The 17,721-nt window shown below is 54.8% G+C and carries 17 protein-coding genes; 5 read left to right on the plus strand and 12 right to left on the minus strand.

All coding sequences use genetic code 11. The features are described from left to right. Positions 1 to 668: 668 nt before the first annotated feature. Complete coding sequence (locus AB4Y96_RS16435; protein WP_441918512.1) at positions 669 to 1,187, minus strand: hypothetical protein; 519 nt, start codon at positions 1,185 to 1,187, stop codon at positions 669 to 671. Between the two features lie 260 nt (positions 1,188 to 1,447). Further along, positions 1,448 to 3,364 carry a molecular chaperone DnaK gene (dnaK, locus tag AB4Y96_RS16440; protein ID WP_091879277.1) on the minus strand — a complete coding sequence of 639 codons (1,917 nt, stop codon included), beginning with the start codon at positions 3,362 to 3,364 and terminating at the stop codon, positions 1,448 to 1,450. A gap of 226 nt (positions 3,365 to 3,590) precedes the next feature. Here dnaK and AB4Y96_RS16445 point away from each other — a divergent pair, with 226 nt between their 5' ends. Next, positions 3,591 to 4,751 (plus strand): zinc metalloprotease HtpX, encoded by a 1,161-nt coding sequence (locus tag AB4Y96_RS16445; protein WP_091879278.1) that lies wholly within the window; start codon positions 3,591 to 3,593, stop codon positions 4,749 to 4,751. A gap of 12 nt (positions 4,752 to 4,763) precedes the next feature. Here AB4Y96_RS16445 and AB4Y96_RS16450 read toward each other — a convergent pair whose 3' ends face one another. The 3 genes from AB4Y96_RS16450 to AB4Y96_RS16460 form a co-directional block, all read right to left on the minus strand. After that, positions 4,764 to 5,264 (minus strand): YegJ family protein, encoded by a 501-nt coding sequence (locus AB4Y96_RS16450; RefSeq protein ID WP_441918513.1) that lies wholly within the window; start codon positions 5,262 to 5,264, stop codon positions 4,764 to 4,766. Beyond that, positions 5,261 to 6,250 (minus strand): Gfo/Idh/MocA family protein, encoded by a 990-nt coding sequence (locus tag AB4Y96_RS16455; protein ID WP_441918514.1) that lies wholly within the window; start codon positions 6,248 to 6,250, stop codon positions 5,261 to 5,263. The genes AB4Y96_RS16450 and AB4Y96_RS16455 overlap by 4 nt, the downstream gene beginning before the upstream one ends. 69 nt (positions 6,251 to 6,319) lie before the next feature. After that, complete coding sequence (locus AB4Y96_RS16460) at positions 6,320 to 7,204, minus strand: LysR family transcriptional regulator (protein ID WP_441918515.1); 885 nt, start codon at positions 7,202 to 7,204, stop codon at positions 6,320 to 6,322. A gap of 98 nt (positions 7,205 to 7,302) precedes the next feature. Between AB4Y96_RS16460 and AB4Y96_RS16465 the strand changes: the two genes are divergently transcribed. Continuing rightward, on the plus strand, positions 7,303 to 8,298 hold the full coding sequence (locus AB4Y96_RS16465; RefSeq protein ID WP_441918516.1) for an aldo/keto reductase: 996 nt from the start codon (positions 7,303 to 7,305) through the stop codon (positions 8,296 to 8,298). Between the two features lie 24 nt (positions 8,299 to 8,322). On the opposite strand, the gene AB4Y96_RS16470 is transcribed toward AB4Y96_RS16465, so the two are convergent. Continuing rightward, positions 8,323 to 9,108: an MmyB family transcriptional regulator gene (locus tag AB4Y96_RS16470; RefSeq protein WP_441918517.1), complete on the minus strand. Its 786-nt coding sequence runs from the start codon at positions 9,106 to 9,108 to the stop codon at positions 8,323 to 8,325. Positions 9,109 to 9,233: 125 nt separating this feature from the next. Between AB4Y96_RS16470 and AB4Y96_RS16475 the strand changes: the two genes are divergently transcribed. Both AB4Y96_RS16475 and AB4Y96_RS16480 read left to right on the plus strand, forming a co-directional pair. Continuing rightward, positions 9,234 to 9,632 (plus strand): hypothetical protein, encoded by a 399-nt coding sequence (locus AB4Y96_RS16475; RefSeq protein ID WP_441918518.1) that lies wholly within the window; start codon positions 9,234 to 9,236, stop codon positions 9,630 to 9,632. Positions 9,633 to 9,840: 208 nt separating this feature from the next. After that, on the plus strand, positions 9,841 to 10,653 hold the full coding sequence (locus tag AB4Y96_RS16480) for an aspartyl/asparaginyl beta-hydroxylase domain-containing protein (protein ID WP_091879288.1): 813 nt from the start codon (positions 9,841 to 9,843) through the stop codon (positions 10,651 to 10,653). A 232-nt stretch (positions 10,654 to 10,885) separates the two neighbouring features. On the opposite strand, the gene pheT is transcribed toward AB4Y96_RS16480, so the two are convergent. The 6 genes from pheT to infC form a co-directional block, all read right to left on the minus strand. Beyond that, positions 10,886 to 13,300 carry a phenylalanine--tRNA ligase subunit beta gene (gene pheT / locus AB4Y96_RS16485; protein WP_441918519.1) on the minus strand — a complete coding sequence of 805 codons (2,415 nt, stop codon included), beginning with the start codon at positions 13,298 to 13,300 and terminating at the stop codon, positions 10,886 to 10,888. 109 nt (positions 13,301 to 13,409) lie between these two features. After that, positions 13,410 to 14,492, minus strand: coding sequence for a phenylalanine--tRNA ligase subunit alpha (gene pheS, locus AB4Y96_RS16490; protein WP_091879293.1), 1,083 nt, complete (start codon positions 14,490 to 14,492; stop codon positions 13,410 to 13,412). Positions 14,493 to 14,626: 134 nt separating this feature from the next. Further along, positions 14,627 to 15,028, minus strand: coding sequence for a 50S ribosomal protein L20 (rplT, locus tag AB4Y96_RS16495; RefSeq protein ID WP_091879294.1), 402 nt, complete (start codon positions 15,026 to 15,028; stop codon positions 14,627 to 14,629). Positions 15,029 to 15,058: 30 nt separating this feature from the next. Then, positions 15,059 to 15,259, minus strand: coding sequence for a 50S ribosomal protein L35 (rpmI, locus tag AB4Y96_RS16500; protein ID WP_008127399.1), 201 nt, complete (start codon positions 15,257 to 15,259; stop codon positions 15,059 to 15,061). A gap of 193 nt (positions 15,260 to 15,452) precedes the next feature. Beyond that, on the minus strand, positions 15,453 to 16,076 hold the full coding sequence (locus AB4Y96_RS16505; protein ID WP_091879296.1) for a methyltransferase family protein: 624 nt from the start codon (positions 16,074 to 16,076) through the stop codon (positions 15,453 to 15,455). A 75-nt stretch (positions 16,077 to 16,151) separates the two neighbouring features. Beyond that, positions 16,152 to 16,688 carry a translation initiation factor IF-3 gene (gene infC / locus AB4Y96_RS16510; RefSeq protein WP_091879298.1) on the minus strand — a complete coding sequence of 179 codons (537 nt, stop codon included), beginning with the start codon at positions 16,686 to 16,688 and terminating at the stop codon, positions 16,152 to 16,154. A gap of 225 nt (positions 16,689 to 16,913) precedes the next feature. Between infC and AB4Y96_RS16515 the strand changes: the two genes are divergently transcribed. Continuing rightward, entirely contained in the window at positions 16,914 to 17,705 is a 792-nt protein-coding gene (locus AB4Y96_RS16515) for an alpha/beta hydrolase (protein WP_091879299.1), read from the plus strand. The last annotated feature ends 16 nt before the right edge of the window (positions 17,706 to 17,721 follow it).

The following is a 17,721-nucleotide window of genomic DNA, read 5'->3' on the forward strand; positions in this document are numbered from 1 at the left end:
AAGAGCGGAACCTCTMCAGCTTGCGAGACTACCACCCGCAAACAGAAGCGCCGGTCCTTTCCTGACTTCGAATAGTTTCCGGAAGCATTCCCGCCGGAAAGGACATGAGTAGAATAAGGGAGGCGGAGGAAACGTGGATAAGTTGGTGGTGTTTTTTTTGAGAATGGTGGTTTGGTAAGGATTCACAGTGGTGCTCACCCCCCTCTGTCCTGTCGGACATCTCCCCCACAAGGGGGGAGATCACATTGACAGTAATGCCTTTGCACAGCAGAAAACGTTTCAGATTGTGCAAAGACAGTCATGTAGGCTGATCTCCCCCCTGTGGGGGAGATGCCCGACAGGGCAGAGGGGGATGATTGCATCTGCCAATGTTGCAGGTGTTGTTGAACACAATTTCTCGTTGCATCAACATCGTGCGTGGTTCGACAGGCTCACCATGAGGGAGAGCGTTGGCTGCAACGCTAATCGCGAACGTCGCAGATCATAGCACCCTGCAACCTAACCATCTCCCTCATGGTGAGCCCGTCGAACCATGCACGATCTTGATGCAAATATTTGAAAACGATACGGAAAATGCGATGCCGTACGCGATTCATCCTTCGGCAGGCTCAGGAAGCGCCATGAGAGACGTATAAGCTCGTCAACAGGATGCGAGACGATTTTGAACCTTAATCCCATCCCTCGAACTCGTGATACTCCAATTCTCGCCATGTGAGGTCGCTGTCACCTGCAATCAGATCCCGTGCGGCTTCCATGATGGAGGCGCCATCATAGAGGACTTTACAATCGCAGTCTGACAGTGCGCCGTGGGTCAGCGTCGCAATGATCGCACTGGTCAAACTTGCAAAGCGAAGTTCAAAACTGTCGGAAGCACCGGTGAAATAGAAACTGACCAGCTTGCGATAGGTTTTAAGTTTCTCCTGATCTTCCTCGCTGTGGCCATCGTCTTCATCCATTTCGTTGTCATCAACAGAAAGCTCAAAACCGCTCACGAGATCCTTGTCTCTCATGTTCTCGAATGTAGAACTCGGCACGCGAAACCTGATTGGCAGGAAGCCTGATTGGCTCTCCAATGAAAAATCGGGAGGAAACTCACAAATCATGCCAAACTTGTTCAGTTCCTCTAGAATCGCTGGAATAAGATCGTCAGAAATTTCGTTCGTATACACATTGATATCGATACTCATTGCGTAATCCTTTGAAAAATTTTGATAAAATAATCGGCTTCAACCTCCGGAGCGCGAATAAGCCGGAGATCGCGATGGGAATATTGATTCCAATAGGCACTCTAAAAATCTGCACATGTTCTTCATATGTTCACACGCATTTGACGTCAATTAGGCGAAAGTCGCACCTCGTTTTCCGCACTGCGCGCAAGCCGGAAACAAACAGGCAAACAAAAAGCCCGGCACAAGGCCGGGCTTTTCATCAGATTATGTGCTGCAGATTATGCAGATTTCTTCTTGCCGTTTTCGTCGATTTCTTCGAAATCGGCATCGACAACATCGTCATGTTCCTTGGCCGTGGCTGCGGTCGCCTCGCCTTCGCCTTCGGCAGCCTGTGCGGCTTCGTACATGGCCTGACCAAGTTTCATTGAAACTTCGGCCAGAGTCTGTGTTTTTGCCTTGATGGCTTCGGCATCTTCGCCTTCGGTAGCAGTCTTCAATTCGGCCAATGCCGTTTCGATGGACTGCTTGTCCTCGGCAGAAACCTTGTCGCCATAATCCTTCAACGACTTTTCAGTCGAATGGATCAGAGCTTCGGCCTGATTCTTGGATTCGACGGCATCACGGCGCTTCTTGTCGGTTTCCGCATTGGCTTCGGCATCCTTGACCATCTTTTCGATATCGGCATCGGAAAGACCACCGGAAGCCTGAATGCGGATCTGATGTTCCTTGCCGGTGCCCTTATCCTTGGCCGAAACATTGACGATACCGTTGGCATCGATGTCGAAACCGACTTCGATCTGCGGGATACCGCGTGGTGCCGGCGGAATGCCAACGAGATCGAACTGGCCAAGTGCCTTGTTGTCGGCAGCCATTTCGCGCTCGCCCTGGAAGACGCGGATCGTCACGGCGGACTGGTTGTCCTCTGCCGTGGAGAAGGTCTGCGACTTCTTCGTCGGGATCGTCGTGTTACGGTCAATCAGACGGGTGAACACGCCACCGAGTGTTTCGATGCCGAGGGACAGCGGTGTCACGTCGAGCAACAGAACATCCTTGACGTCACCCTGCAGAACGCCGGCCTGAATGGCTGCGCCCATGGCAACAACTTCATCAGGGTTCACGCCCTTGTGGGGTTCCTTGCCGAAGAAAGCCTTTACGACTTCCTGAATCTTCGGCATGCGGGTCATACCGCCGACGAGAACTACTTCATCGATTTCACCAGCCTTGAGGCCCGCATCCTTGAGCGCTGCCTTGCAGGGCTCGACGGTACGCTGAACCAGATCGTCAACCAGGCTTTCGAACTTGGCGCGCGACAGCTTCATCGTCAGGTGCTTCGGTCCGGAAGCATCAGCGGTGATGAATGGCAGGTTGATTTCGGTCTGCTGTGCCGAGGAAAGTTCGATCTTGGCCTTTTCCGCAGCTTCCTTGAGGCGCTGCAGGGCAAGCTTGTCGTTCTTCAGGTCGATGCCCTGTTCCTTCTTGAATTCGGCTGCGAAATATTCGACCAGACGCATGTCGAAATCTTCACCGCCAAGGAACGTATCGCCATTGGTCGATTTTACTTCGAAAACGCCGTCGCCGATTTCCAGAACCGAAACGTCGAACGTGCCGCCGCCCAGATCGTATACGGCAATGGTTTTGCCTTCCTTCTTGTCGAGGCCATAGGCCAAGGCAGCAGCGGTCGGCTCGTTGATGATACGCAGGACTTCAAGACCGGCAATCTTGCCCGCATCCTTGGTGGCCTGACGCTGGGCATCATTGAAGTAAGCAGGAACGGTGATAACAGCCTTCTCGACCTTTTCGCCCAGATAGGCTTCCGCCGTTTCCTTCATCTTCTGCAGAATCATCGCGGAAATCTGCGATGGCGAATATTTCTGCTTGTGAACTTCTACCCATGCGTCGCCATTGTCGCCTTTGACGATTTCGTAAGGCACAAGCTTCTTGTCTTTTTCAACGGTCGGATCGTCAAAACGGCGACCGATCAGACGCTTGACCGCAAAGACAGTTCCTTCCGGATTGGTGACAGCCTGACGCTTGGCCGGCTGGCCAGCAAGGCGCTCATCGCTATCCGTAAAAGCGATGATCGAAGGTGTTGTGCGTGCACCTTCCGCATTCTCGATGACCTTCGCGCTCTTTCCGTCCATGACGGAGACGCAGGAATTGGTCGTACCCAAATCGATACCGATAACTTTAGCCATTATACTTCTCTCCATTCAGCAGGCTGCCGGGACCTCTGCCGAGCATTCCATTCAGCAGCCCCTAGGGGGGTTAAACAATGCAAGACGACTACGGCGAGCCATACTTACGTGTTGTTGGCTATATAAGAAGGCTGAAATTACCATGCAAGTCAGAAGCTGCGGCATTTACACGCCTAATTGCCTTAAAAGACTCGGCAAACCGGCTTTTTAGCGCCATATATCGCCTATGACCGATGATACCCTTCACTTCAACCTTCCCGAACACCGGCGCAGCCAGTTGATCAATACACTGCACACATGGCTGCTTCTCGCCGGAAGTCTGGCATTGCTCGTTGTCTGCGCTTTTACGCTGGCGGGTCCTGCAGGCATTATCTACGCCTTTGTTTTCGGCGCAATAAGCCTTGTCGCCATCAGGCGCATTAGTCCTCAAATGGTGCTGAAAATGTATAAAGCAAGGGCGGTTACGCGGGCCGAGTTCCCGCAAGGTCTTGCCATTGTGGAAGAATTGTCCCGCCGCGCCGGTTTGCCTGATGTCCCCGAACTGCATGTCATACCGTCAAGGATGATGAATGCCTTTGCGGTCGGGCGGAAAGACAATTCCGTGGTTGCCGTCACTGATCAACTGATTCGGGTGCTGACCGCTCGGGAACTTACCGGCGTGCTGGCCCATGAAATCAGCCATATCCGCAATGAAGACCTCAAGGTCATGGCGCTTGCCGATACGGTCTCGCGCTTTACCTCGCTGATGTCGACAATCGGCATCGTATCGCTGCTGTTCAATATCACTTTTCTGGCAAGCGGCGCGCACGCACAAATTCCCTGGCTTGGCGTGCTGATTCTGCTTGTCGCCCCCACGGTTGGCGGCCTTTTGCAGATGGCATTGTCGCGCACCCGCGAATTTGATGCGGATCTTGGCGCCGCACTTCTAACCGGAGATCCCGATGGGCTGGCACAGGCGCTGGTGAAACTGGAAAAAGCCCAGGGCAAACTCTGGGAAAATCTCATCCTGCCGGGCGGGCGCATTCCCGATCCGTCAATCCTGCGCACGCACCCACTGACAGACACCCGCGTGGAGAGGCTGAAGGCGTTGAAAGATGCATCAGGTGTTGTCGCGCGCGGCGAGGCGCTGCCTGACGATATTCTGCTGACGCTTGCCGTCAAGCCGCAGGACCGTATCCGCACCCGCCCTTCGCCTGTGCCGCAGATCAGCGGTCAGCACGGGCGCTGGAATTCCAGCAATCTGGAAATCCTGTCGCTGCTCAACACCCAGTCCGGCAAGCCGGTGGTGTCAGGACCGGAAGCGGAATGCGAAGCTTGCCCCAGAAGTCTCAATACACCGGATGCCAACCCGCGCGTGCATGTGGCGCGAGGCGGCGTCTATTGGTAGCAGCCTCCGGCTTCAGCAGTCGAAACCGTAATTATTGCGATAGAAGTCGGCTTCTTCTTTCGTCATCTTTTTGAAGAGTACACAGACCGTGTAGCTGCCGATCTGACGATCGTTTTTGGTGTATCCCCAGTCGGATATGTCATTGCGGGTAAATTTGAGATTCTGGCCGGCCGTTACATTGGTAACGACCTCTGGCTCGTTGGCCAGGGTGCCCTCAAACCCATCCTTGGTTGTGTGAAATGGCGTAACCCAGAAATGCTCCACTTTAGCTCCATCGTGGACCATGACCTTGAGTTTGTACCCGTTCGTTCCTTTTGGCGGTGTCTTTGACAGCACAATGAATTTATCAAGGCCTTTGCGTGCCTGCTCTATCGCCACGTTCATATCCGGGTCTGCATTGTCAACGGAGATGACTTTGTCGTTGCTTTGCGCATAGGCTGGAAGGGCCGCGACCGACAGGGTAACAGCCAATATCGTGCAGGCGATACGCTTGAGGGAATGATGACCAATCATGCTACGGCCTCCCAATTGCCGGTTTCCCCGGCGCGATAGATTGCATCGATCAGCTTCTGGTTGAGAACTGAACTCTCAAGCGTAAACACGCCAGCATCTTCGCCCTTTGCCGCACGGGCAAACGCCTCGATCTGCAGGCGATAATGGTTCACATCGCCGAAAGTCCATTCGGTGGCACCGGTGTGGTTCTGATTGTGCAGGGTGATTCGGGCGTGATCATATTTGCCCGTGTTGAACGGTCCATGCACCTCGATAAACCCTTCATCGCCATGGAAAACCATCAGTTGGCGCGCGGCGAGCTGGGTGGCGATATAGAAAGACAGCTCGAAACCATTGAAATCGGCACGCACGCTGGCATAGCAATCGGTGCCGAAATCCGCATCGCGGTCCACATTGGCCGAAACCCTGACCGCCTCCTTGCCGGTCACGAAGCGAGTGACGACGGTTGGATAAACCCCGATATCCGGCAGGGCACCGCCGCCAAGCGACAGCTGATTGCGCATATTGCCGGCATCCTTGTTGAAATAAGTGAAAGCACCCTGAACCTGACGCAGGCGGCCGATGGCACCTTCGGCGATAAGATCGCGCACTTTCAGCCATTGTGGGTGGTAGGTCACCATGAATGCCTCGGCGATCAGCACGCCATGGGTATCACGCGCGCGCTGCAGAGCGGCGATTTCACCCGAATGCAGCGAGATCGGCTTTTCGCAGAGAACATGCTTGCCAGCTTCCGCCGCTTTCACCGACCATTCCACATGCTGAGACGTCGGGAGCGGAATATAGACCCCATCAATATCGGACGAAGCGAGCATCGCCTCGTAGGAACCAAAGGCGTGCGGTGCGCCGAATCGCTCGGCCACGGCCTGCGCCTTCAAAAGATCGCGGCTGGCGACACCTGAGAGGATCGAGTTCTCCGCATCGCATATGGCTGGAATAACAGCCGTAACCCCGATTTTTGCTGTCGACAGAATACCCCAACGGAACATGATGACTTCTCTCCTCTTCGTCGGGTGGCAACCTAGACAAGGCAAGACGGAATGGAAAGAAGCGCAGGCTTAGACTTTGAAGAAATCGATAAAAGCGCGCAAGGCGGGCCGCATCTGGCGGCGGCTGGGGTAATAGAGATAGACCCCGGGGAATGGCGCGCACCAGTCATCAAGCACGCACTGCAACCGGCCATCGGCAATGGCTTCGGGTGCCATATATTCCAGCAGGAAAGCCACGCCCGCTCCATCAAGCGCTGCCTGAATGACCAGATGGTCATCGCCGAGAATCAATGGCCCGCCCATTTCCATGACGATTTCCTCGCCATCCTTCTCGAACTCCCAGCGATAAATCTGTCCGCTGGCAAAACGGCGGCGGATACACTGATGATTGGCAAGATCGTGCGGATGCAGCGGAATTGGGCATTTTTCGAAATAGTCTGGCGAAGCGACGATGCTGGCCTTGATCGGATCACTCATCCGCACGGCGATCATGTCCGGTTCCAGACTTTCGCCGAGCCGCATGCCCGCATCGACGCCTGCGGCAACAATATCGTTGAACGGCTCCTCTACGCGCACTTCCAGAGTTACCCCCGGATAGGCCGCAGCGAATGCAGCCAGGCGTGGCGCCAGCAGCCAATGGGCGGCAAAGGGCGGCACACTTAAGCGCAAAGTTCCGGCTATGCGGTTGTTGGCTTCCTTGGCTGCGTCGAGCGCTAGATCGATTTCGGCCAGTGCCGGGCGAAGCCGCCGCAAAAGCAGCGCGCCTTCCTCCGTCACTTTAACACTGCGTGTGGTTCGCGCCAGAAGCCTGACGCCGAGATTCTGTTCCAGCGTTGAGATTGCATGACTGACTGCTGATGGTGCGATGCCAAGCTCTTTGGCCGCGCCACGAAAGCCACCGCAGGCGGCAACGGTGGCGAAGACAGCGAGTTGAGGCAGATGAGAGCGATCCATTGATCTATTATATAGAACAAGCTGTAAAAACTTAAGGGAATTATCGAACACTGATCCGCAGCCTAAGTTGCCTCCACCACATCAAAAGGAGATCAGTGATGGAAAAGCGCAAACTCGGAACGGAACTTAGTGTATCAGCAGTTGGCCTTGGTTGCATGGGCATGACCTTTGCCTATGGCGGACAGGATGAGGCGGATGCGATCCGCACGCTGCACCGCGCAGTGGATCTCGGTGTGACCTTTTTCGACACAGCCGAAGTCTATGGTCCCTTCGACAATGAAATCCTTGTCGGCAAGGCTTTGAAGGACCGTCGCGACGAGGTCGTGATCGCCACCAAATTCGGTTTCAAGATTTCGGATGAAGGGGTTGGCCTATCACGCATGATCGGCGTCAACAGCCATCCGGAACATCTCAAAGCGGTGGCTGAGGCATCACTCGGACGGCTTGGCATCGAACAGATTGATCTGTTCTACCAGCACCGTGTTGATCCGACTGTCCCGATCGAGGACACGGTTGGCGCTATGGCAGAGCTGGTACAACAGGGCAAGGTGAAAGCCCTTGGTCTGTCCGAGGCCAGCGCCGCCACGATCCGCCGCGCCCACAAGGTGCATCCTATTGCTGCGGTCCAGAGCGAATATTCCCTATGGAGCCGCGAACCCGAGGATGAAGTGCTTGCCGTCTGCCGTGAGCTTGGCATCGGCTTTGTCCCCTATAGCCCGCTGGGTCGTGGACTTCTTACCGGCACGATCAACAAGCCGGATGAGCTGGGTGCCGATGATTGGCGCAAGACCTTGCCGCGCTTTCAGGCTGAAAACATGGATGCCAATGCGGCCCTGATCGCCACATTGCGGGGATTGGCCGAGGACAAGGGCATCACACCGGCACAACTCGCCCTTGCCTGGGTGCTGCATCAGGGTGACTTCATTGTGCCAATCCCCGGTGCCCGCAAGATCAAGCATCTGGAAGAGAATGCGGCGGCGGCCAATATTTCCCTCTCGCCAGCTGACTTGAAAAAGATTGGTGATGCATTGTCACCGACGCAGGTTGCCGGCAATCGTTATACTGACGCCGCCCTTGCTCTCGTGAACGGCTGATATGAACAATGGGACGCTGTATGCTCAGCGTCCCATACTTCCAGCGATTACCCGCGTAGCATCATCTGCCGGGAAATATTGCTCAATGAAAATGCCTTCCGTCAAAACCTCCTGCGCGGTGCCGAATGCCGTGAGCGTGGTGATCCAGTTGGTCACCGCATCGCCGAAATGCAATTCGACTGTGATAATCGGCGGTGGATTTCGTTCGCTTTCATCATTGCGCAAAAGGGCTGAAATCTCCGCATTGCTTTCGTAATCAGCAATACGTTTGGCCAACTGGCTTTTCGGACCATAAAGCCGTGCCTCGTTGCGCGCGCGCTTGAGAAACAGCAATGCAACCTCTGGCCAATTGGCGACTGCCCTGCGCACGGGGCCCGGATCAAGCACCAGCGCCAAAATGTTGACACCCGGCGCAACGGGGATGCCCAGAGTTTCCGCCAGAGCCATGAACCCCACATTGGCCGCAAGAATATCGTGATCCGCATTGAACGCGACAGCTGGCCATGGCGCGTGCCGTTCAAGGATCATGTTAAGCGTGTCGCGGATTAGCACAGGCAGCCCTGCCACACCTTCCCGCTCAGCGGAGAGATAACGCGGTGCAAAACCGGCGGCACCGAACAGTTCGTTCTGAATCTTGAATGGCAATTCCAGCGCTTCGCAAATGCGGATGATCATGCCTTGCGAGGGCCTGGCCCGACCGGTTTCCAGAAATGACAGATGACGCGAAGATATACCGGCCTCCAATGCCAGATTCATCTGGCTCATATGCCGGTGCGAACGCCATTGCTTGAGGTGGTCACCAAACTCCATCATCGCTCCTTGTTGCCCATAATATTTGCAGTAAACACTTCGTATTAAACACTACCTCAGAGGTAATTGTTTTGATTACTTTACCCTTGCATTCTCCAATACCAACGCAAACGAAGGAGAATGAAATGACCAAAGTCAATTTGAAAGATGGCCTGATGATCAATGCAGTACTGACTGCTGTTACCGGGCTTGGCCTTGCGCTTTTTGCTGAACTATCCGGAGAATATCTGATACCCGGCGCGCCGATCTGGTTGATCGCGACTCTGGGTATTGCGTTGGTTCTGTTTGCGATTGATGTCGCCCTGATCTCCCGGTGGAAAGCCCAATCGCGGGCACTCGTCGGCTTTGTTTTCATTGCCGATCTCTTATGGGTTATTGGTGTTCCAGCCCTTCTTATGGCGATGCCGTCTGCTTTTACAGCTCTCGGTATTGTCGCCAGCCTTGCAATTACGGCTGTCGTTGCCTGTTTTGCCCTGATCGAGTGGCAGGGGTTGAAAATGATCGCCGCAACAAGAACAATCTAGCCCGTTGCGGTTATTTGTTGACAACTGTATTCATATTATAAAACCACATGCTTGACAGACGGTACGGCGTGAGGCCTATTTCACGCCGTTGCCGGGATCAAAAAACATTCACGGCGGCTATGCAATATGCATGCAATTTATTCGTTCTAACACGCCAAACCACCCCTGTTCGTTCATCGATGGTCAGGCCTTCTGAAGCTGGAATATAATGGAAAAAGCAACAAAAAAGTCGATCAGACGTTGGGCTATCGGTTTGGTTCTACTGGCGATTCTCGCCTATTTCGTTCCCTATCTGGTGATCTTTTATCTGATCTGCGGAATTTATGACTTGTCGCGTAACAAGAACATCGATCTGCAGATGGTCGAACAATATTTCATGGGCAATGGCCTGTTCACCTGGATCCTGTCGCCGCTGAATATCGTTCTCGACATCCTGTCGCTGCCCTATATCAACAAGGGCGTCTACAAGCTGGAAGACCTTCCAACGGCCTATCAGGCGGAAGTACAGCGGCTGATCACAGCGACGCAGAAGGAAAATCTTGTCGGTAAGTTGCAGGAGCGCGCGGAGAAGCAGGCCCGCAGCATGTTCTTCTTCAAGTGGTACGGAAAAGACCAGCCGAGTTTTGCCAATGTGCCGTCCTTCTATGAGAAGTACAATTTCGTGAAGACTATTGGCGTGTCAGTGTTCAACAAGAAGAACTCGACCTCGAAGCACTTTGGCCCGATCCGCGCCACCATTCGCGTGCTCTACAACATCAATGATATGAACGACCGCACGGCTTATATCTGGTGCGGCGATACGACGAGCTACTGGAAAGACGATAAGCTGTTCATTTTCGATGACACGCTGATGCACCAGTCCGTCAACCAGACCGACCAGACCCGCTATTGCCTGTTTGTCGACATCCTGCGGCCGTCCTATCTGCCCGGGCTTTATGCTGCCGTTGTTTCGTTTATGGGTCTCATCCTCAAGGGCAGCAATTCGATCTTCTATAAAAACTGGAAAGTCATCCAGAAATAGATTTTGGTTTGAGCCAAATGAAAAGGGGCGCAGTGCGCCCCTTTTTTGTTGATTCAGTTGCAAGACTGTTGTGCGTGGTTCGACAAGCTCACCATGAGGGAGAGGGGTGATGAAAGGGAGTCAAGTTCTGCTCCCTTTGCGCAGCAAGCTTTGCGATTATCGTTGCATCCACCAATCTCCCTCATGGTGAGCTTGTCGAACCACGAACCACGCACCACAATCCTACAGTCTGTTACCCGCGCAGAACACCGCCCGTCTGCTTGCCAACGCTCTCAACAATCCGCTTGGTCAGCGCATCGAGATCCTCGTCATTGAGCGTGCGCTCCTGTGGCTGGATCGCGACTTCAATGGCAACAGATTTCTTGTCGGCACCCAAGGACGGACCTTCGAACAGATCAAACACCTGAACGCCCGCGATCAGCTTCTTGTCGCCGGCCAGCGCCGCGCGAACAATCGAAGCCGCATCCACGGACCTGTCGACAACGAATGCAAAATCGCGGCGCACCGTCTGGAAGTCTGACAGTGTCAGCGGCGGCTTGGTGCGGGTTGCTTTCTGCTTGGGTTCGGGGATGGCATCCACATAGATTTCAAATCCGCACAGCGCGCCCGATACATCAAGCGTTTCCAGCGTCTTTGGATGGAATTCACCGAACGTGCCAAGAACGACCTTTGGTCCGAGCTTGATCGTGCCGGAGCGGCCGGGATGATACCAGGCCGGGCCACCGCTTTCGATCTGCAGCTTGTCAACAGGCGCACCGCAAGCTTCAAGCACGGCAAGGGCATCGGCCTTGGCATCGAACACACCGACAGGTGAGGCATTGCCGGACCAATGGCGGCCGGAACCATCCAGCTTCGCCGTGCCGCGCCGTATACCCGCAGCAACGCGGCGCTGGGTTTCCGGTGTATTGCCTTCATAGGTGCCGGAAACCTCGAACAGCGCAAGGTCATTGAAGCCACGGTCGGCATTGCGCTGGGCAGCGGCCAGAAGGCTCGGCAGCAGCGAAGGCCGCATATCGGACATGTCTGCGGCAATCGGGTTGGCAAGCTTCAACGAAGGCTGACCGCCGCCGAACAGCTTTGCCTGTTCCTCCGAAATGAACGACCATGTGACAGCTTCCATCATCCCGCGCGAGGCGAGCGCCCGCTTGGCATTGCGGGTACGGATCTGCAGGATCGTCAGGATCTTGCCATTGACTGTCGCATGGGTTTGCAGTGGCTGCGGTTCAATACGGTTGACGCCATGAATACGCATGACCTCTTCCACCAGATCAGCCTTGCCATCCACATCCGGCCGCCACGATGGAACCAGCACATCGACCACTTCACCGGTGCCTTTTGGCTGGAAGCCGAGACGGGTGAGAATATCGAGGCTTGTCTGTGTTGGCACTTCGATACCGGTGAGGCGCTTCACCTCTGCCGCCGGGAACGTAACCGACTTTGGCGTGAAGCCCTTATACCCGACAACCTCAGCTGCTGACGGCGTACCGCCGCACAATTCAAGAATCATATGCGTTGCAAGCTCGAGGCCGGGCACCATGAATTCCGGATCAACACCGCGCTCGAACCGGTAGCGCGCATCGGTGATGATACCGAGATTGCGGCCCGTACGGGCAATATTCATCGCATCCCAAAGGGCGGATTCAACCACAACATTGGTTGTGTTCTCGTCACAGCCGGAATGTTCGCCGCCGAGCACACCCGCAAGCGACTCCACACCTTCCGCATCGGCGATAACGCCGATTTCAGGGTTCAGCGTATATTCTTTGCCATTAAGACCAAGGATACTCTCGCCTTCCTGCGCCCAGCGCACGGTGAGATTGCCTTTGACCTTGTCGGCATCGAACACATGCAGCGGACGGCCACGATCGAAGGTGATGTAGTTGGTAATATCAACAAGCGCATTGATGGGACGCAGGCCAATGGCAATCAGCCGCTGCTGCAGCCATTTCGGGCTCGGACCATTCTTGACACCTTTGACGGTGCGCAGCGCGAAGCCTTCGCACATCGGCGCACGATCACCGAAATCAAGCGATACGCTGACCGATGCAGCGCCGGTGCCTTTGACGGGCTCCACAGCGCCGCTTTTGAGCTTGCCAAGACCCGCCGCAGCCAGATCACGGGCAATGCCGTAAATGCTGGTGCAATCGGGACGATTTGGCGTCAGATTGATCTCGATGACCGGATCGTCAAGACCGGCATAGGCAGCAAAGCTGGTACCGACAGGCGCATCATCTGGCAGATCGATAATGCCATTGTGCTCATCAGACATTTGCAGCTCGCGCTCCGAGCACATCATGCCGTGGCTTTCGACACCGCGAATCTTGCCGACAGACAGAGTGACATCGATGCCCGGAACATAGGCTCCGGGTGCAGCAAACGCACCAATCAGGCCCGCACGCGCATTGGGTGCGCCGCAAACAACCTGCAACGGCTTGCCGTCGCCCGTATCAACGGTCAGCACCTGCAGCTTGTCCGCATCCGGATGCCGCGCGGCGGTCAACACCTTGGCGATGACAAACGGCTTTAACGCCGCCTTGTCATCCAGCGATTCCACTTCAAGACCAATCATGGTCAGAGCATCGACAATCTCGCCGAGGGAAGCCTCGGTTTCGAGATGATCTTTTAGCCAGGAGAGGGTGAATTTCATGATTTCACTCGTTTCTCGATTTCAGCGTCTGAGGATTTCGACAAGGCGAAACCGCTCGCATAAAAGTTCCATGTCAGGCGAAACCCGTCAGCATTGCCTGGAAGCGCGGTCACGCGCTCAGGCCACCGAACAATGTCGGCATGTCGAGCGGGCGGAAGCCGTAATGCTGCAGCCAGCGAACATCGGCGTCGAAGAAGTCACGCAGATCCGGCATGCCATATTTGAGCATGGCGATGCGATCAATGCCCATGCCCCAGGCAAAGCCCTGATACTCATCAGGATCAAGCCCGGCGTGACGCAGGACATTCGGATGCACCATGCCGCAACCCAGGATTTCCATCCAGTCGGTGCCCTGACCAAACTTCACTTCATTGCCGGAGCGGTCGCACTGGATATCGACTTCCAGCGATGGCTCGGTGAACGGGAAGAAGGATGGGCGGAAGCGCATCTGCAGTGAGGGAACCTCGAAGAAGGATTTGCAGAACTCCTCCAGAACCCACTTCATGTTGGCGACATTGGCCGTCTTGTCGATGACAAGCCCCTCCACCTGATGGAACATCGGTGAGTGCGTTGCATCTGAATCCATACGATACGTCTTGCCGGGAATGACAATGCGAATCGGCGGCTTCTGCTTTTCCATGGTGCGGATCTGCACGGGGCTTGTATGGGTGCGCAAAAGCTTGCGCTCGCCATTTTCGTCCGGGTTGAAGAAAAACGTATCGTGCATCTCCCGTGCCGGATGCCCTTCCGGGAAATTCAGCGCGGTGAAATTATAATAGTCGGTCTCGACATCAGGGCCTTCAGCAATTGAAAAACCCATATCCGCGAAGATCGCCGTGATTTCATCAACGACCTGACTGATCGGATGAATGCGCCCGCGCTCGGCCGGTGCTGTGCGCACGGGCAGGGTGACATCCAGCTTTTCTTTTTCAAGGCGTTCGGTAATCGCAGCGTCTTTCAGGGTGCCCTTGCGGCTGGCGAGAGCCTCGGTGACACGGTTCTTCAAACCGTTGATGGCCGGTCCCTGCGTCTGCCGTTCTTCCGGCGACATGGAGCCCAGCGATTTCAGCTTTTCCGAAATCGAGCCTTTCTTGCCAAGCGCGGCGACACGGACGGCCTCGATGGCCGCTTCGTCATTGGCTGCCTCAATCTGCGCGACCAGCGCGCTTTCCAGTTGTACCAGATCGTCCATGCTTCTCACCTGTTTCGCGTCTTGAGCGATTATGCGATCAATTCAATGCAGAAAATTGAAAAACCCGCGCCAGCCGAGCCAGCGCGGGTTTCCCAAGTCTATATTCCGAATGTGCTTTGGGAGCGGCGGCTGGCTTAGTGGACAGCGCCTTCAAAAGCATTCGGTGTGGTGTTCTTGAGGTATTCGAGTGCCTTCTTGGCAGAAGCCACGAGTGCGCCGAATGCTGCTGGCTCGTGGATCGCGAGATCCGACAGAACCTTGCGGTCAACCTCGATACCGGACTTGCTCAGACCGTCGATGAAACGGCTGTATGTCAGGCCATGCTCACGAACAGCAGCGTTGATACGCTGGGTCCACAGAGCGCGGAATGTACGCTTCTTGTTCTTGCGGTCGCGGTAAGCGTACTGCTTTGAACGATCGACGGCAGCTTTTGCAGTCTTGATGGTATTCTTGCGGCGGCCGCGGAAACCCTCAGCCTGCTTCAGAACTTTTTTATGCTTGGCGTGGGACGTAACGCCCCGTTTTACACGTGCCATGATATGATCTCCTTAAACGTCGCTGTCGGCTTAAAGGCCGTTGGGCAAGAACTTCTTCACGATTTTCGCATCGGCATCGGCGAGTACCATTGTGCCACGTGCGTCACGAATGAATTTGTTCGAACGTTTGATCATGCCATGGCGTTTGCCAGCGGCGGCGGCTTTGATTTTGCCAGTTCCGGTGATTTTGAACCGTTTCTTGGCAGCCGATTTGGTCTTCATTTTGGGCATTTTGCTACTCCTATTTCTAGGGTTCCCTGTCACTCCAATGGAGCCGGACCCTTCTGATTTCACTTCAGACCGACCAAAGTCTGAAAGCATGCAAAACCGCCACGGCATGCCCTGCCGGGCGGTTTGAACGCGGCCTTATACCCAGAAGCCGGAAAAAGCGCAACTGTTGAATCATCAGAGACGTCTGAAAAATTCAATACAATCGGAAGAGAACAGGCACGATATTGGTTGATTGCAGATATTCGACGAACTCGAGCAATGGATAGGAAATGAAAAAAACCAGTCCATCGGCCAATGTCTTGTAGAGCATGGAGGACTTTACGGTCAAAACCTCGGCTTCCCGGTACAGTCTGATATTGGGGAAGAAACGCGGTACTTCACGCTTGTAGGCAAGATAAGTCTCACCGAAAACACTCTCCAGATAACCTTCCTCGGCGACGATGACGAAATGGAAGGCAATATAGCAAAGAGCAGCCAGTATGAATGCCACGGTCAGGCTGCCGGTCATCATGCCAATACCAAAGGCACCGAGTGTGCTGAATACATAAAGCGGGTTGCGGCTCATGGAGTATGGCCCGAGACGAACGATCTCCGAACTCTTGCGCCCACCGATATACAGCGTGCACCACATGCGCCCGAGGATCGCCAGAACGATCACACCAATGCCGAAATCCTCGATATATTCGTGCGTCCAGCCATCGGCCCAGGCGGAGCGAACTGTCAGAAGGGCTGCGAGGATCAACAGAATGACGATTGCCAGCGCCAAGCGGCGGCGGCGTTGAAAACGGGCCATGTCTTTTGGAGATGTGAGCGTCATGTCAGCCCTTGGAATCCAGTTCGTTCAAGACAAAAGCCGCCCGAAGGCGGCTCTTGTCAAAAAGTATGTTCAGTTTTAGCGCGGCGCCAGAACCATCATCATCTGACGGCCTTCAAGCCGTGGCTCAGCCTCGACCTTGGAAATCTCAACCGTATCTTCCTTGACCCGGTCGAGCAGTCGCATTCCGAGTTCCTGGTGGGCCATTTCACGACCACGGAACCGCAGTGTTACCTTGACCTTGTCACCTTCCTCAAAGAAGCGCTTGATAGCCTTCATCTTCACATCATAGTCATGTGTGTCGATGTTCGGTCGCATCTTGATTTCCTTGATTTCGACCGTCTTCTGCTTCTTGCGCGCCTCGGCAGCCTTCTTCTGTCCCTGGTACTTCAGTTTCCCAAGGTCAACAATCTTGCACACCGGCGGCTCGGCATTGGGCACGATCTCGACGAGATCGAGTCCGGCCTCATCGGCCATAGCCAGCGCGGCCTGAATGGTAACGATACCGTGGTTTTCACCTTCGGCATCAATGAGCTGTACCTGGGGTACCCGGATATCACGGTTTGAACGAGGTCCATCTTTCTGGACCACCTGTGCTCTAAAGGGTCGGCGAATGGCAGTAGTCTCCTTGAATTATTTCGGTCCCGCAAATAGCACCGTCGGGCCTCGCCTGCAATGCTTTGTCTGCGGGGCTTAGCTCATTAACATCTTTTCACGGATAAATCATCCGGTTCAGATATAGGAATATCCACATTCTATACAATGAAGATTGCTGTTTGACAGCTTTATTGATCCGCCATTGCATGGCAAAAGCACGCGGCTCACCGAGGAGACTCACAGATGGCGGCTCATCAGCCGGAATTCCTTACGGTCAATGAAATCAGGATAGCCCTGCGCCACCGCGAGGGACGTCAGCCGGGCATTGTCTGGCTGGGCGGATACCGTTCCGACATGCGCGGCAGCAAGGCGGAGTGGCTGGATCAATGGGCTGAGGCCAATAACCATGCATTCCTGCGCCATGACTATTCCGCCCATGGCGAGTCGGGAGGAGAATTTCGTGACGGAACGATATCGCTCTGGCTTGAACAGAGCCTTGCTGTGTTCAGGCAGTTTTCATCAGGCCCGCAAATCCTTGTCGGTTCGTCCATGGGTGGATGGATCGCCCTGCGTATGATCGAGGAACTACAAAAGGCTGGCGAGCGTGACCGTATCGCCGGACTGGTTCTGATTGCACCTGCCCCCGACTTCACGTCTGAACTGGTCGAGCCGGGCCTGACGCAGGATCAGCGTCGTCAGCTTACCGAGCGGGGCTATATGGAAGAGCCATCCGAATATTCGCATGAGCCCTATATCTATACCAAAGCCCTGCTTGACGACGGCAAGGCCAATCAGGTTCTCAAAGGTGTTATCCAGACCGATTGCCCTGTTCATATCCTGCAGGGCATGGAAGACAAGGATGTTCCCTATACACACGCTCTGAGACTGCTTGATCACTTGCCGGTTGACGATGTGACGATTACGCTGGTGCGCGATGGCGATCATCGTCTGTCACGTCCGCAGGATCTCGAGCTTCTCACCCGCACCGTGGCATCCATGGTCGAACACTCAAAACCCCGCCCACCGCTCCGTTAAGTTTCTTCCGAAACAG

Source organism: Phyllobacterium sp. TAF24 (assembly GCF_052113785.1).
GTDB lineage: Bacteria > Pseudomonadota > Alphaproteobacteria > Rhizobiales > Rhizobiaceae > Phyllobacterium.